The sequence below is a fragment of the Mucilaginibacter phenanthrenivorans genome (assembly GCF_024721155.1).
Classification (GTDB): Bacteria; Bacteroidota; Bacteroidia; order Sphingobacteriales; family Sphingobacteriaceae; genus Mucilaginibacter; species Mucilaginibacter phenanthrenivorans.
The window spans coordinates 74,495-89,689 of the sequence record NZ_JAHVAP010000018.1 but is presented as its reverse complement, the minus strand read 5'-3'; the positions used below and the strand labels follow the sequence as shown (position 1 = coordinate 89,689).

The window sequence follows — 15,195 nt, the reverse complement described above, 5'->3', positions numbered from 1 at the left end:
GTTTATCAAATTGTAATTTTTTTTTCTGTTTTTCTAATACTTTAAGGTGACTTAGCCGTCTTATAGCGTATTTAAGGGAAATCCCTGTTAACTATGACCGACAAACAGATAGTATCACTTTTAAAAAAGTATGGTAAAGGAAAGTTAAATCCTGAGGAGAAAGCAATTCTTGAAAGTTGGTACCTTAAACAAGCTGAAAGCAGTAGTAATGAGTTGAGTGATGCCGAGCTCGACAAAAATTTAGCGCTTATCCGCAGTAACCTGGTGCTTAAACAGCAGCCCGTTCCGAAGTTTAACTGGCAAAGGGTAGCAGTTGCAGCATCATTATTAATTTTTGCTGCCTTCGGCGCTCACTTTTTCCTTCATAAAAAGGATCGCGCCGACACTGCCAAGATAGTCAAAAAGGATGCTTCGCCGGGTAAAAACAGGGCGACACTGATTTTATCAAACGGAAAAAAAATTATTCTTGGTGATGCCTCCAATGGGCAGCTTGCCAGTGATGCAGGTGTTACTATCAATAAAACCAAATCGGGAGAGATTATTTACAAGGCTAATGCAGCACCAGGCAATGACACTGTTAAAACGGGATTTAATACGCTAACTACTGCAAAGGGCGAGCAATACCAATTAATCCTGCCCGACGGATCGCACGTTTGGCTCAATGCAGCATCATCCGTTAAATATCCAGTTGTATTTGATAAAAAGGAACGGATGGTTGAATTAAATGGTGAAGCTTATTTTGAAGTGGTACATAAACCGGAATCTCCGTTTAAGGTAAAAACCAGGCGGCAGGAAGTGGAAGTTCTGGGAACGCACTTTAACATCTATGCTTATGATGATGAGAGCATCACCCGGACGACATTGGTGGAAGGCTCTGTAAAGGTTTCGGCTTTTACCAGTCACAACACTATTGTTATAAAGCCCGGGCAACAATCACTGGTTGACGATTACAACTTAAAAGTAGAAACGGTTGATACGGATGATGCCCTGGCATGGAAAAACGGCTATTTCGAATTTAACGATGAAAGCCTGGAAAGTATCATGAAGAAAGTGGGACGGTGGTATAATTTAGACGTGGAATACCGTAACACAACGGCAAAAAACCAGCTTTTCAGTGGTAGCGTATCACGCTATAAAAATGTTTCGCAGGTTATTAAAACCCTTGAATTAACAAATGCGGTTCATTTTAAAATAGAAGGCAATACAATATTGGTAATAAAGTAACCTGAACCTTATCACAACAACAATAAATTAATTACTAACTAAACTTAATCGAAATGAAAAACCTGGAAGAAGACGCTTAACAGTAAAAATCAACCGGTGATCAGAATAAAAAGATCAGGGGTGCTTGGAACACCCCTGAAGAATACCTGATCAAACCGAACAGTGTGTTGACTACTATTTTTAATTTAAACAGATAATCAAATGTATAAAATTTATACTAATTCTTTATGCTGGCTGCAACGCCGTATAACAAAATTCCTGCTCATAATGAAACTCACTATTGTTTTATTGATTGTAAGCTTAATGCAGGTAAGTGCCGTAACCTTTGCTCAACGGGTAAGCTTTAATAAAAAAGAAGTAACCCTTAAACAGGTTTTCAAGGAAATTAAAAAGCAAACAGGTCATGATGTATTATACCAGCCTAACAAGCTTAAAGCCAACCAAAAGATCAATGCAAACTTTAACAATTCCTCGCTGGATGACGTAATGAAAGCCTGCCTGCAGGGATTGCCTTTGGTTTACACCTTTTATGAAAATTCAATTGTTATAAAAGAAGGAGACTCGGCAGTTGATATACAAGCCGCCGTGTCTGCGCAGCTAATTACCGTTACCGGCAGGGTTCTCGATACAGCCGGACTACCGCTTCCGGGGGCAACAATTAAGGTTAAGGGCACCAAGCTAAACACTTTTGCCGATGTTAATGGCATGTTTACCCTAAAGGGGGTTGAAGAAGGTGCTACGTTGCAAATCTCCTTTGTCAGCTTTTTTACCCAGGAGGTAAAGGCGACTGCCAATAATATTACGGTTAAATTAAAACCGCAGTCATTGGGACTAAACGAAGTAGTTGTTTCAGGCAGTTATGGTACGGTGAATGCTGCGACCGAAAGAGCCATATCAACGGTAGTTACAGTTTCGGGCAAGGATACACAAGACAAACCGGGAGCCAACGCGTTGGACGCCCTGCAGGGCAGGGTTCCGGGTTTGAGTATCTTGTCAAACGGAGGCGAACCATCGCAGCAGCCCTCTATACGGCTCCATGGTTTAGGTTCTTTATTCGCAGGTACCGACCCTTACGTGATTCTTGATGGTTCTCCTATTGATCTGGCAACAGTATTAACCATAAACCCTGATGACATTCTTGACTGGAAAATCTTAAAAGATGCTGCATCCCTGTCTATTTATGGTTCACAAGCTTCAAACGGCGTTATTCTTATCAATACCAAACGAGGCTCGTACAATAAACCCTCTACCATTACATTTGGCAGCCAGTTCAGCTACTCAAGCATTGCCGACCTGAAGTTTTTTAAACAGTTCATGAACAGAGACGAACTGATAAATTTTGACTTAAGCTCCGGGCTGCAAACTCAAGCGCAATTGGACAATGCTTTGGCAGCAATACCAGTGAAGAATGCGGATACAAAATGGTATAAATACTACTACAGAAGCAATACGCCGGCTCAAAAATACGATTTGTCAATAACTGGCGGCGGCGGCAAAACCACCTATTATATATCAGGCGGATACCTCACCTCTACAGGTATTGCTGCAGGTTCGGGGTATGAACGTTACAATATGCGTTCAAATGTAACCTCCCAGGTAAACAAATGGATCCAGGTTGGCTTAAATTTTTCACTTGTTTATGACATTACACATACCAACCCGTATACTGCTAACAGTACAAACGGAGGCTTAAGTATGTTTGCTGCGCCCTACATCAGCCCTTATCAACCCGATGGTACACCGTATCCAACTGTTATACCCGGCTGGGGCGGTCGCCGCAATCCTTTTTATAATACCAGTGAACAGCCGGTTAACAACGATAAGCTGACCATTAACCCAACCGCCTATATCCAGGTTAAACCAATCACCGGGTTAACCCTTAAGTCTCAGGCGGGTGTTAATGCTTACGATTATACAGTATCAAGCATAGTACTGCCTTCGTATCTTGGCGTTGGTAGCGCCCTTGGCACAAATAGCCAGAGTTATGAAAGAAATGCAAGAAAAACTTTTACCAACACAGCTGAATATGCATTTACCGTAGGTGGTGCAAACCATATCACCGCTCTTGCCGGCCAGGAATATTCAGATGGCGACGATTATGGTTTTAATGCTTCAGGCCAGGGGTTAACAGACGACCGTTTAGTGCTGCTGGGGAATACCATACCATCTCCAAGGGGTATAGGCTCTTTTCACCAGGAATATGTTTATAATTCTTTTTTCGGCAAACTGGACTATAACTTTAACGAAAAATATTATGCAACAGCTTCCATACGTAATGATGAATCATCAAAGTTTAGCCCCGGACACCTTCGGGCCACCTTTTGGGCTGGCGGTTTAGCCTGGGAAGCCAAGAAGGAGGAGTTTTTAAGAAATGTTTCATGGATTGACAACCTGACGTTAAAAGCAAATGTTGGTACCTCCGGAAACTCCGAGATAGGTAATTATACAAGCCCTGCGCTGGTATCGGCTAATGGTCTCTATGATAATCAAAAGGGGTATAATGTAACTAACCCGGGCTCGCCAAATTTAACGTGGGAGCAGCACCTGAAATCTACTTTTGGAATAAACTTGTCTGTGCTTGACAGGTTCCATCTTGATCTTTCTTATTACATCGATAAGGGAACGAATGAACTTGCGCCGATTCCATATCCCGTAACAGCAGTTCCGCCTAACTCAGCAACTATCTTTCCGTATGGCGTCCTCACAAATGCTGTAACCCTGGTAAATAAAGGGCTCGATATTGATTTTTCAGTCGATCTATGGAAGGATAGAGCACACAATGGCTATCTTAACTTTTTCGTGAAAACTGAGATCACGCATAACAAAATTACCAAATTATTCAATGGCAAGAGCAGTTTCCCACTACCCGATTATTTACTGTCATGGACAGTAGGGCAGCCGGTAAACTATTTCCTCCCATTGTGGGCTGGGGTTAATCCGCAAACAGGCGCCCCTCAATGGTACTTGCCTGGCCCTGATCCATCCGTTACCCGTAAAGATCCTAAAGCGGTAACAAGCAATTATAACAGCGATGCATTGCAGCAAAACGCCGGTATCAGCCAGTACGCACCGTCACAAGGCAGCTTTGGCATTAACGCCGGTTATAAGGGTTTCGACCTGCAGGTAATGTTTTACTATGCTTTGGGCAAACACCTGATAAATAATGACGGATATTATTTCCAAAACGCAAATGTTTATCCTGTAGGCTTCAACGCATTTAAAGATGTACAGAATTACTGGAAAAAACCCGGTGACGTAGCACGTTTCCCTGATATTAATAACTATCAGATGACACAGTTTGATTCGAGCTTGCTAGAGAATGCATCCTTCATGCGGTTAAAAGATCTTACATTAAGTTATACACTACCTGATGCGCTCCTGGCCCATACAAAGGTTATAAAAGGTGTGAAGTTCTTCGTGGAAGGGCGCAACCTGTTTACTATTACCAAATACACAGGTCCCGATCCGGAAATTGATTCAAACTTATCATATGGCGAATACCCGGATACTAAACAATATTCGTTCGGTATCAGGGCAACCCTTTAATAGCTGGATTATAATTTAAATAAAAAAAACATGAAAAGATATAATATATATTTTATGGCGGGGCTAATGATCTTTACGGTTATTTCAGCCTGCAAAAAAGTCAGCAAAATACATCCGTATGATGCAATTGATCAGGGTTCTGCTTTTGCTTCAATAAGCGATGCATCAAAATGGGATGCAGGCACTTATTCAAATTTCAGAGGGGCCCAGGCCCTTGCAAGCGCCGTGACCGATATACAGGCCGATCAGTTAAACATCACCTCGGATAACGGTAATAACAATACCGATGTATACAAATGGGGAGCGTTTCTCCAGGCGGGCGATGTATCCGGCACATGGAACAATTACTCTAATATCCTCCAGCTTAACATTGCTATTGCAGGGTTTAAAACCATTAAAACAAGCAGTGCGGCAGATGCGGCTAAATTGAACCAATATACAGGTGATCTTTACCTGGCAAGGGCCTTTTACTATCACTCATTAATATTGAGGTATGGCAAAGCTTATGACGACGATGCCAGTGCCGCTGCAAACCCTGGTGTTCCCCTGGTTTTAACCTATGATGTAAATGCGCTGCCTGCCAGGGCAAGCGTTAAGGCCATTTATGATCAGATGCTCTCGGATATCAATACAGCCAAAGGCTTGCTGGCAAATGTTGCCGGTACGCCAGGGGCAAATACCTTTAACATTGATGTGGCTACCGCGTTAGAAGCAAGGGTAAGGCTGCACATGCATGATTATGCCGGGGCTTACGCCGCCGCCACTAAATTAATAGGCAGTGGCACCTATCCCCTGGTTAGTAATTTGGCCGACCTGCAAAACTATTGGTATAACGATGGTGTACAGGAAGATATTTATCAATGCTTTGCCAGCGTAAGCGAGCTCAATGGCGGTAATTCAACTTTTTTGAATTATTTGAATGCTACCAAGGCTTATGATCCGTCATACGTTCCAACCAAAACAGTAATTGGTATGTACAACAATGCTGATATTCGCAAGGCTACTTATTTCGCCAATCTTAATGTAAGCATAAACAGTGTTAAAACTAACCTCAATTTGATAAATAAATATCCGGGTAATCCCGCATTTAACACTGCCGGCGCAATCTCCAAATACGTGAATGCGTCAAAGGTATTTCGTATCGGCGAAATGTACCTGATAGCTGCAGAAGCCGCTGACGGCAAGAAAGATCCCGGGAATGCTGCAAAATACCTTAATTTATTACATGCTGCACGTGTGGGCGGAAGTACCATTAACGCCACCGGAACTGCCTTAACAGATTCTATCAGGAGCGAAAGAACACGGGAACTGGCATTTGAAGGCTTCCGTTTGGACGACCTTAAACGCTGGCACCTGGGCTTCACAAGAGGCGCTCCGCAGAATAAAGATGTTCTTATACCCCAGGGCATCGACTTAACCATTGCACCTGATGATAATAAGTTTGTATGGGCAATACCGCCTTACGATTTGACGCTAAATAAAAATTTAACGCAAAATCCGGGTTGGTAAAAATTATATCGGCTCCATGCGAACTGCTACTACGCTTCGTTCTTTTCGTTTTTTCATACGTAAATGAAATCAGTTAATAGTTAATAAAAGCGTCCGCCGTAGGCGCGGACGGACGCTTTACCTGGCCTTGCGCCGTTTTAGTTAAGTACCCCGGGTATTCCGGGGTACTTTTTTTGTACCGATACTTATTTATTGCCTAAAAAGCGAACCTTATCATTCCTGATTCAGCGGACTGCCTGAATGCGGACCACAAGCGTAATACTTGCGGCAAAAGCGATCGAACTATAAGTATTTCATTGAACATACTGTCCCTCCTCCGCGCGTCATTGCGAGGAACGAAGCAACCTCTACACATGCAAATCAGGGAGCAATAGCATTGTGGCAACCAAACAGCGGCCGTAAGGTCCCACTGAAATTAAGGTCCGTTGATTGTCCTGCGCAAAGGCTCCCCCGCGCGTCATTGCGAGGAACGAAGCAACCTCTACACATGCAAATCAGGGAGCAATAGCATTGTGGCGACCAAACAGCGGCCGTAAGGTCCCACCGAAATTAAGGTCCGTTGATTGTCCTGCGCAGAGTTTGCTTCGTTCCTCGCAATGACGATATAGATACCCTCACTGGTCGAAGTTTAGCAACTTCGACCTAAAATATAACAAGCATTCTGCTTGCCTGTAAACAAAAACGCCACCTACATTGCAAAAGCGATACTGTAAGCGGGCCGCATGAACCAGCGGCATACACAAAAGGCCTTCAGCTTTTCATTTTATCTGCTGCCCCGTTTTAAAGTGATCACCGCGACTTCGGGCCACATACCTATTCGGCCCTTCAATCCTAAAAATCCAAACCCGCGGTTAACATACAGGTACCGCCCTGCGTTTTGGTAAAGCCCGGCCCATTGCTTGTAAACATATTGGATAGGGCTCCACTTAATTCCTAAAAAATCAATGCCGAACTGCATGCCGTGGGTATGCCCCGACAGCGTTAGGTGGATGTGCTGCTCATGTTCCAGCGTTACGCCTTCCCAGTGTGAAGGGTCGTGCGACATGAGTACCTTGAAGGCGTCGCCCGGCACGCGGGCGGTGGCTTTTTCCAGGTCGCCGTACTTGTGAAAGCCGCCTTTACCCCAGTTTTCCACCCCGATCAATTCGATAGATTGATCGTCTTTTTTGAGCGTTACCGCTTCGTCAAGCAGCAAACGGAACCCGATCTCGGAATGAACTTGTTTTAACCGCTTTAAATTTGCCTGCTTGGCCTCCGCACTTTCCCATTGAATATAATCTCCGTAATCATGGTTGCCCAGGATAGAAAATTTGCCCGTCGGAGCCCTCAGCCCTGCGAATGCCGGGATCCATTGATCCATTTCCGAGGCCTTGTTATTAACCAGGTCGCCGGTAAATAAGATGACGTCACTTTGCTGATCGTTCACCAGGTCGAGCCCTTTCTGTACGCCTGCTGCATTGGTAAAGCTGCCGGAATGCACGTCAGTAATCTGCGTGATCGTGAAGCCATCGAAAGCTTCCGGCAGATCCGGGAACCAGATGGTTTCGCGCCGCAACCGATAAAAATGCCGCCCCCGCGTAATGCCAAACAGCACCACCAGGAACATAACAGCAGAAACACCTAATGCCAGTTCACTCACCCAAACTTGCCTTGGCGGAAAGCCACGAAACAAGCGCGAGATATCTTCAACAAGTAAAACAGGAACTGCCAATAAGCGGGGAATAAATGCCAATAGCATCAATCCCATCACCCAGGTGATCAGCGTTTGCTGTGTTTGAGAGCCACGCCGCACAAAGATCACCGCGGCCAGGCCGCCCATCAGCACGAGGTCGATTACCCAATAGATCCATAAATAATCGGCGGCGCCTGTTAATGTGTGTATAGCCTGGTAAAAATAAAGGTCGGTACAAAGCCAGAGGAGAATAATTAAGGGAAGTCTTTTAGCCATTTTAATAAGAATGCAATACTAGTATATCAGTGCGGACGATTGAAAGAGCGGAATATTTTAAAATTGTAAAAAATGTGCAATTATTTAAAAGCCGGCTTTAATAACCACGAGGTGGTAGTGCCTAATACGGCCCCGCCAAAAACATCGCTGGGGTAATGAACCCCCAGGTACATCCGCGAGTACCCTACTGACCCTGCCCATAAATACGAAGGAACGATCACGTACCATTTGGGATACGCCCTTGATAATGCCGTTGCGACTGCAAAGCTTGTTGATGTATGCCCCGAAGGGAACGAAGTACTGCCGGCATTGTAAACCGCCACGATTTTTAAATTTTGCACAAACGGCCGGCGGCGCTTAAATATGGTTTTCATTAACATAGTAGTGCCGAAAGTTATGGCTGCGCTGCTGCCCACATATAACGCGTTTTGGCGCATCTCGCTATCGTGCCTTACTACCCCGCCAACCATTAATGCCACAGGTATGCTATAGGAAACATAAGTAAGTGAATTAGATAAAAACAGCATCTTTTTTGTTTCGCTGTCATCGCGCTTCAAAGCAAGGTTGATCAAAAATTTATCGTCAAACCGCTGCACAAAGTTATTTACCTGCGCTGCCTGTACCTTTACTTGTGTAGTGGTTTTTGTCTGTTCCGGGGTTTTGGGTTGCTCTTCTGTTTTTACCTGCCCAAAAACGTTCCCTGCAAAGGTGATACTAACAAATATTTGCAGAACAAATAACGCATTGATTACCCTTGTACACTTGCTTATTTTCATAACCATACCGGTAACTTATACCCTGTTTAAAGGCGTTTACATTAACGCAATAATTGCTTAACATTAAACCCTTTAAATTGTTAAAGTTTTTGAGCTATTAAATCTGCCTGTCAAGCGGGAACCGGCGGAACAATAATAGCAAACAAAAGCGCCTCCCGGAAATCCCGGGAGGCGCTTCATTAATTTCAATCGGGATATTTTAAAACCCATACATCCCACCCGAAACGGAAATTTGCTCTCCAGTGATCCAGGCCGCATCATCGGAAGCAAGAAATACCGCAGCCTTTGCAATATCTTCGGGCTGCCCTCTGCGACCAAGCGGTGTATTGGCAACAAACATTTTTTCGTACTCGCTGCCGGCGGTCACCCCCGCTGCGGTTGCACCTTCTGTTTCCGTAGCGCCCGGCAAAATAGAATTGATACGAACGTTCTTTGCACCCAGTTCCTTCGACAAGGCGATCGTTATCGCATCTAATGCCGCTTTAGAAGCGGAGTACAGGGAAGCGCCCGGAAGGGGCATTTTGCTCGCGCCTGAACTGATTAAACTGTTATGAAAAGTTTCTGCTGCGATCAATTCTATCGGGGCGTATCCCTGGTAAACTGCGTTGTTGACCAGTATATCCAGCCCACCGAAGGCTTTCCGGGTTTCGTCAAACAGCCTGGTTACATCGGCCTCATTCGATACATCGGCCTGTACCGCAATGGCTGCGCCTCCATTGTCGGTTATCGCTTTAACCACTTTATCCGCGCCTTCTTTACTCGAGGCATAATTTACAACTACCTTTGCGCCCGCTGCCGCAAAATGCTTTGCGATAGCTGCACCTATTCCTTTTGAAGCACCGGTAACTACTGCTACTTTATTTTTTAATTTACTCATTATTTCTATTTATTAATGCTTTTTTTCTTGAGATCCATTCAATCTTTTGATTTCAAATTCTCCGGGATTTTTCCGTTCTGAATTATATCCAAAGATGCTGTACTTTAACGGGCTGTGTGTTGACGTGAATCATTAAATACGCTTGATATAAGTCAATCCAGGGTGATGACCTAAATCACATTTACCCGGTAACAAATTGTAAAATAGCACCTTAAGGTCTCGAGAAAAAACCCGGGAAGTAAAAAGCCAGAAAGATCACAACGGCATATTTTGCGTTGTTGAGCACTTTTTTATATTAAAGAAGATCTATCGATAGGGGCTTCGGAAGCGGCAATTGAACAGCCGGGCGCTTATTTAAAAGAGTTTTTCTTCAGCCTGCTCAAAGTTTCCGGGGACAAACCCAGGTAGGAAGCGATCATGTTTTGCGGGAACCGCTGCAGAAATTGCGGATAATTGCTGACCAGATCCTCGTAACGCTCTTCAGCTGTATAGCTCATAGCGGCCTGCATTCTTTTCTGGTTTGCAATGGTGTAATTTTGACTGATTACGTTTGCCATCGCTGAAAAGGCAGGGATCTGCTTAAGATACTCCTCAATTTGAGCATTGGTTGATTGCAGCACCTCCAGGTCCTCCAGCGCTTCAATATTAAAGCGACTTGGCGTTAACAGGTAAAAGCTTTCAAAATCGGCCAGCCACCAGTTTTCCAAAGATAATTTCAGGATATGTTCATGCCCTTTTTCATCTACCGTAAAGGTCCTGGCAGATCCTTTTACAATAAACCCGATATATTTGCATACGTCTCCCTCCTGTAAAAAATATTGCCGTTTTCGAAGTTTCTTGGGCTTGAAATGCGCCATCAACAAATGCTTATCATCTTCTGAAAGCAGTTTTCCTGATATTTCTTGAATGTAATCGAAAAGCGCTTCAAAATTGGACATCGTTCAAGTATATAATTATGCGCAATTTACTCAAGCGGCCTGGTAAAAGACAAAAAACATCGTAAATCACTCAGTATGTTGACGGCGTGATGACAGTCTCTTTCGGCAAAGTTAACTGAGGCAATAAAAATCCCTGCTTCCTGAAGAAACAGGGATTTGAAAGAAGTTTATACTGTTGAAACATTTATTTTAGTGCGCATTGGTGAAACCACCGTTAACTTATAAACGGTCATATTGCCTTTATCTTTGAGTTTATTAAGGCTTAGGGCTCGCGGCCATTTCGGAGGCCCGCGCCAGTGCCTGCGTGTCGATATACTCCCGGATGTTCGTTAGTTTGCCATTTCGAACGGTAATGTCAAAGACCCAATCGTCCTTGAAAGGCTTATTCGTGGCTTTGATTTTCCCCGTAGCCACGCCGATGACGAAAACCCGGTCTCCCTGCGCCACGAATTCGGGGGGCTTTGGGTATGTCGTTTCCACCTCTTCGGAGGCCTTCTGAAGCAAAACCACCAATTCCGCGTGTCCGCGGTGCGTGCCGGCCAGCGGCCAGTCCTTGCCCGGAATGATCCACTCAATATCTTCGGCAACCAGCGCCAGCAGGGCCTGCTTATCGCCGCCGCCTATTGCCGCGAAAAAATCCTTCACAATCCGGAGATTCTCTTGTGTTACTTCGTCTTTCATTTTTTCTTAGTTTATGAATTTTAAAAACCGTACATACCGCCCGAAACGGAAATTTGCTCGCCCGTAATCCAGGCTGCATCGTAGGAGGCAAGAAATACGGCAGCCTTCGAAATATCTTCAGGCTGCCCTCTGCGACCAGGCGGTGTATTGGCACAAACATTATTTCGGCATTACACAGCCTTTTTTGTTGCCTCTACAGAATCCGCTCGCGCGAGATAATGATGCACGTATTGGATCACGACAGAGCCTTCGCCGACCGCAGCGGCAACGCGTTTTGAAGATCCTGCTCTCACATCTCCAACAGCGAAGACACCGGGCTGCGACGTTTCAAAAGGGGACATTGGATTGGTGACGACGTAGCCATTCGAATCCAACTCGATACAGCCCTTCAACCATTCTGTGTTGGGAACCGCCCCGATCATGACAAATATATTTCGAATGGGTTTGGTCCAGGAGCGCCCGTCAGCGTTTCGCCATTCCACAGTCTCAAGAGATTCGCGCCCCGTCAGCGCTGTTAAATCCGTATCGAAATAAATTCTAACTTTGGGTGAGGCCTGGAGGCGTTCAATGAGATAGCTGGACATTGTGCCCAAGAGGTCTTTTTGCCTGACCAACAGGTGAACTTGAGCGGTGGTCTTGCTCAGGTAGAGCGCGGCTTGGCCCGCTGAGTTTCCTCCGCCAACAATAACGATGTCCTCGCCAACACAGAGCTGCGCCTCCAGGAGCGTGGCCGCATGGTGGATTCCGTGTCCGATAAACCGATCGTATTCCGGAATATCGAGTGCACGGTAGACCGCTCCTGTCGCCAGAACGACGGCTTTCGCAAGGACTCTTGCCCCATCCCGAAGCGTCAGTTCAAAGAAGTCTTCTCCGGCACTTACGATCCGATCGACGGAGCGGGGGCTGACCAATCGGACACCGAATTTCAGTGCTTGTACTGCCGCACGCGACGCCAGCTCCTGACCAGAGAGACCGGTGGGAAAGCCGAGATAGTTCTCGATTCGCGAGCTGCTTCCGGCTTGTCCGCCTGGGCCGAGTGCATCAAATACAATAGTATCCAGTCCCTCGGAAGCACCAGACAAAGCTGCCGCCAGTCCCGCTGGCCCGGAGCCGGCGATTGCGAGGTCGTAGACGTGATCGGAGGGGAGATTTTCGACAAGCCCGAGCTCAGAAGCCAACTCGAATACACTCGGTTTCTTCAGGACGCACCCCTTCCGAATGAATGCGGCCGGAATATCGGAAGGAGAGATTTCGTAGGATGCCAACATGGGCATTCCAGTTTGGTCTTTTGCATCGGGCTCGATCAGCTTGTGTGGATAGTCGCTGCGGCTCAGGAAAGTCCGAAGCTTCTGGATATCGGGATCAATGGCCTTACCGATCAAGACGACCGCGCCGACGCCGTGGCGGAGCTTGTAGCTTTGGCGCAAAACGAATGCGCGCAGGATCACCGTGGCTAAGTCGGGTTCGGCCGAGAGCAGGCGACGGAAGTCTGTGTGTCTGACTCGGAGGATTCGGGTCGCTTCAATAGTTCGCCCGTCTGCCGCTAGCGGAGTATTCGTAAGTAGTGAAAGATCGCTCGCGAAGGAACGCTCCGGAATGAGAATGATTCTGGTGGGCTCTTTGCCGGAGCTGTCGGCTGCGGAAAACTCAATGGCTCCCTTGAGGACAACCAGGAAGTCCAGTTCGGTCTGGCCTTTACGCAAGACCAATTCACCCGCGGGTATCTCCTGTTCTTCTGCGAACGGCCGGATCGCTTTAATCTGCTCATCTGTGAGCAGGGGAAGTGTTTCTTCCAGACGAAAGCTATCGAGCGAGCCATCAGGATTCCGCAGAGATACGATATTCGCCCAGGATTCTTCCGTTGCCATATGTATCGTTTTGCTAGGATCGTTCGGACTTTTTTGCAAGGACAATGGGCTCGCGGCCATTTCGGATGCCCGCGCCAGTGCCTGCGTGTCTATATACTCCCGGATCTTCGTCAGTTTACCATTTCGAACGGTGATGTCGAAGACCCAATCGTCCCTGAACGGCTTATTCGTGGCTTTGATTTTCCCCGTAGCCACGCCGACTACGAAAACCCGTTCTCCATGCGCCACGAATTCGGGGGGCTTCGGGTATGTCATTTCCACCTCTTTGGACGCCTTCTGAAGCACATCCGCCAATCCAGTGTGCCCGCGGTGGGTGCCGGCCAGCGGCCAGTCCTCGCCCGGAATGATCCACTCCATATCTTCGGCAACCAGCGCCAGCAGGGCCTGCTTATCGCCGCCGCCGATTGCCGCGAAAAAATCCTTCACAATCCGGAGATTTTCTTGTGTTACTTCGTCTTTCATTTTTTTTGAGTTTATAAATTAAAACCCGTACATACCGCCCGAAACGGAAATTTGCTCTCCAGTAATCCAGGCCGCATCATCGGAAGCAAGAAATACTGCTGCTTTGGCAATATCTTCGGGCCGGCCCCTGCGACCAAGCGGTGTATTAGCAACAAACATTTTTTCGTACTCGCTGCCGGCAGTCACCCCAGCTGCGGTTGCACCTTCTGTTTCTGTCGCGCCCGGCAAAATAGAATTGATACGAACGTTTTTTGCACCCAGTTCCTTCGACAAAGCGATCGTTATCGCATCTAATGCCGCTTTAGAAGCGGAGTACAGGGAAGCGCCCGGAAGGGGCATTTTGCTCGCGCCTGAACTGATTAAACTGTTATGAAAAGTTTCTGCTGCGATCAATTCTATCGGGGCGTATCCCTGGTAAACTGCGTTGTTGACCAGTATATCCAGCCCGCCGAAGGCCGTATTGGTTTCTTCGAACAGCCGGGTCACGTCGGCCTCATTCGATACATCGGCCTGTACCGCAATGGCTGTGCCGCCATTATCGGTGATGGCTTTCACCACTTTATCCGCGCTTTCTTTGCTTGAAGCATAGTTGACAACAACTTTTGCACCTTCGGCCGCGAAATGTTTCGCGATGGCTGCACCTATTCCTTTTGCTGCACCGGTAACTACCGCTACCTTATTTTTTAATTTACTCATGAGTTCAATATTTTAAGATTTGAACTTGACCAGGTCCTGAAAGATCAGTTTACCCCAGGTATTTCCGTGCGCCTGCACCAGCAGTCCGCCTTCCGAAAGGCCGCCAAGTTTGACTGGCGCGAAACCGAGATTTTCAGCAAGCGCCCCAATCTCTGCTGCTGCGTCGTCATCGTCGCTCGCCAGGAACACGACTCTCCTGCCACCATGTACGGCCGGATCCTGTTCAAGGATGGCAGCCCCCAAATGGTTGAAGCCCTTAACCAGTTTTCCGCCAGTGAAGGCTTGCGCCACGAACCTGGCAGAAGGCAGTCCTCCCATCTTCTCAGGTGGCACGCCGTAGGCATTAGTCACATCAACGATGGTCTTGCCCTGCCAGGTGGGCAGCGCCTTCGCTACATCCGCGTGCGACTCGAAACGTACAGCCAAAAAGATGACGTCCGCCTTCACGGCTTCCGCCAGTGTTGTGGGAATGATCTCCGATCCGATTGCGGCGGCATCGGATGCAAAGCTTTCCGGGTCGCGGGTGGTTGCAACGGATACTTCGATGCCGTTGCGGGCAAATGCCTTTGCCAGGGCCTGGCCGATCTTGCCGAAGCCGATAATTGCGTAGCTTCCTGCTTTATTTTCTGATTTACTCATTTTGAAAATTATTTTAATTGTTTAATGGCAC

11 protein-coding genes and 1 pseudogene are annotated in these 15,195 nt (G+C 46.6%); 3 read left to right on the top strand and 9 right to left on the bottom strand.

Annotated features, from left to right (window positions below):
* Positions 1-93 precede the first annotated feature (93 nt).
* The 3 genes from KXD93_RS28370 (at position 94) to KXD93_RS28360 (ending at position 6,279) form a co-directional block, all read left to right on the top strand.
* Entirely contained in the window at positions 94-1,224 is a 1,131-nt protein-coding gene (locus tag KXD93_RS28370) for a FecR family protein (protein ID WP_258140942.1), read from the top strand.
* A 267-nt stretch (positions 1,225-1,491) separates the two neighbouring features.
* Positions 1,492-4,770, top strand: coding sequence for a SusC/RagA family TonB-linked outer membrane protein (locus KXD93_RS28365; RefSeq protein WP_258140941.1), 3,279 nt, complete (start codon positions 1,492-1,494; stop codon positions 4,768-4,770).
* A gap of 30 nt (positions 4,771-4,800) precedes the next feature.
* The gene (locus tag KXD93_RS28360) at positions 4,801-6,279 is read left to right on the top strand and encodes a RagB/SusD family nutrient uptake outer membrane protein (RefSeq protein ID WP_258140940.1); all 1,479 of its coding nucleotides are present in this window, start codon (positions 4,801-4,803) and stop codon (positions 6,277-6,279) included.
* Positions 6,280-7,042: 763 nt separating this feature from the next.
* Here KXD93_RS28360 and KXD93_RS28355 read toward each other — a convergent pair.
* The 9 genes and pseudogenes from KXD93_RS28355 to KXD93_RS28315 all read right to left on the bottom strand — a co-directional run bounded on the left by KXD93_RS28355 (position 7,043) and on the right by KXD93_RS28315 (position 15,164).
* Positions 7,043-8,227 carry a metallophosphoesterase gene (locus KXD93_RS28355; protein WP_258140939.1) on the bottom strand — a complete coding sequence of 395 codons (1,185 nt, stop codon included), beginning with the start codon at positions 8,225-8,227 and terminating at the stop codon, positions 7,043-7,045.
* Positions 8,228-8,307: 80 nt separating this feature from the next.
* Positions 8,308-9,003, bottom strand: coding sequence for a phosphatase PAP2 family protein (locus KXD93_RS28350; RefSeq protein WP_258140938.1), 696 nt, complete (start codon positions 9,001-9,003; stop codon positions 8,308-8,310).
* Between the two features lie 199 nt (positions 9,004-9,202).
* Positions 9,203-9,880: an SDR family NAD(P)-dependent oxidoreductase gene (locus KXD93_RS28345; RefSeq protein ID WP_258140937.1), complete on the bottom strand. Its 678-nt coding sequence runs from the start codon at positions 9,878-9,880 to the stop codon at positions 9,203-9,205.
* A gap of 350 nt (positions 9,881-10,230) precedes the next feature.
* Positions 10,231-10,818, bottom strand: a complete 588-nt coding sequence (locus KXD93_RS28340) for a Crp/Fnr family transcriptional regulator (RefSeq protein WP_258140936.1) — start codon at positions 10,816-10,818, stop codon at positions 10,231-10,233.
* Between the two features lie 255 nt (positions 10,819-11,073).
* Positions 11,074-11,499, bottom strand: coding sequence for a nuclear transport factor 2 family protein (locus tag KXD93_RS28335; RefSeq protein ID WP_258140935.1), 426 nt, complete (start codon positions 11,497-11,499; stop codon positions 11,074-11,076).
* Positions 11,500-11,519: 20 nt separating this feature from the next.
* Positions 11,520-11,651 (bottom strand): annotated as a pseudogene (locus KXD93_RS28330) (SDR family oxidoreductase); the annotation flags it as partial.
* Between the two features lie 18 nt (positions 11,652-11,669).
* The gene (locus tag KXD93_RS28325; protein ID WP_258140934.1) at positions 11,670-13,829 is read right to left on the bottom strand and encodes an FAD-dependent oxidoreductase; all 2,160 of its coding nucleotides are present in this window, start codon (positions 13,827-13,829) and stop codon (positions 11,670-11,672) included.
* 18 nt (positions 13,830-13,847) lie between these two features.
* Complete coding sequence (locus KXD93_RS28320; protein ID WP_258140933.1) at positions 13,848-14,525, bottom strand: SDR family NAD(P)-dependent oxidoreductase; 678 nt, start codon at positions 14,523-14,525, stop codon at positions 13,848-13,850.
* A gap of 12 nt (positions 14,526-14,537) precedes the next feature.
* A complete protein-coding gene (locus KXD93_RS28315; RefSeq protein ID WP_258140932.1) occupies positions 14,538-15,164 on the bottom strand; it encodes an NADPH-dependent F420 reductase in 627 nt (208 codons plus the stop codon).
* Between the last annotated feature and the right edge of the window lie 31 nt (positions 15,165-15,195).

What these genes read in the sequence shown, in the direction of transcription:
- KXD93_RS28335 (WP_258140935.1), bottom strand. Translation starts at nt 11,499, where the DNA reads ATGAAAGACGAAGTAACACAAGAGAATCTCCGGATTGTGAAGGATTTT.
- KXD93_RS28350 (WP_258140938.1), bottom strand. Translation starts at nt 9,003, where the DNA reads ATGAAAATAAGCAAGTGTACAAGGGTAATCAATGCGTTATTTGTTCTG.
- KXD93_RS28320 (WP_258140933.1), bottom strand. Translation starts at nt 14,525, where the DNA reads ATGAGTAAATTAAAAAATAAGGTAGCGGTAGTTACCGGTGCAGCAAAA.
- KXD93_RS28360 (WP_258140940.1), top strand. Translation starts at nt 4,801, where the DNA reads ATGAAAAGATATAATATATATTTTATGGCGGGGCTAATGATCTTTACG.
- KXD93_RS28340 (WP_258140936.1), bottom strand. Translation starts at nt 10,818, where the DNA reads ATGTCCAATTTTGAAGCGCTTTTCGATTACATTCAAGAAATATCAGGA.
- KXD93_RS28370 (WP_258140942.1), top strand. Translation starts at nt 94, where the DNA reads ATGACCGACAAACAGATAGTATCACTTTTAAAAAAGTATGGTAAAGGA.
- KXD93_RS28315 (WP_258140932.1), bottom strand. Translation starts at nt 15,164, where the DNA reads ATGAGTAAATCAGAAAATAAAGCAGGAAGCTACGCAATTATCGGCTTC.
- KXD93_RS28365 (WP_258140941.1), top strand. Translation starts at nt 1,492, where the DNA reads ATGAAACTCACTATTGTTTTATTGATTGTAAGCTTAATGCAGGTAAGT.
- KXD93_RS28355 (WP_258140939.1), bottom strand. Translation starts at nt 8,227, where the DNA reads ATGGCTAAAAGACTTCCCTTAATTATTCTCCTCTGGCTTTGTACCGAC.
- KXD93_RS28325 (WP_258140934.1), bottom strand. Translation starts at nt 13,829, where the DNA reads ATGAAAGACGAAGTAACACAAGAAAATCTCCGGATTGTGAAGGATTTT.
- KXD93_RS28345 (WP_258140937.1), bottom strand. Translation starts at nt 9,880, where the DNA reads ATGAGTAAATTAAAAAATAAAGTAGCAGTAGTTACCGGTGCTTCAAAA.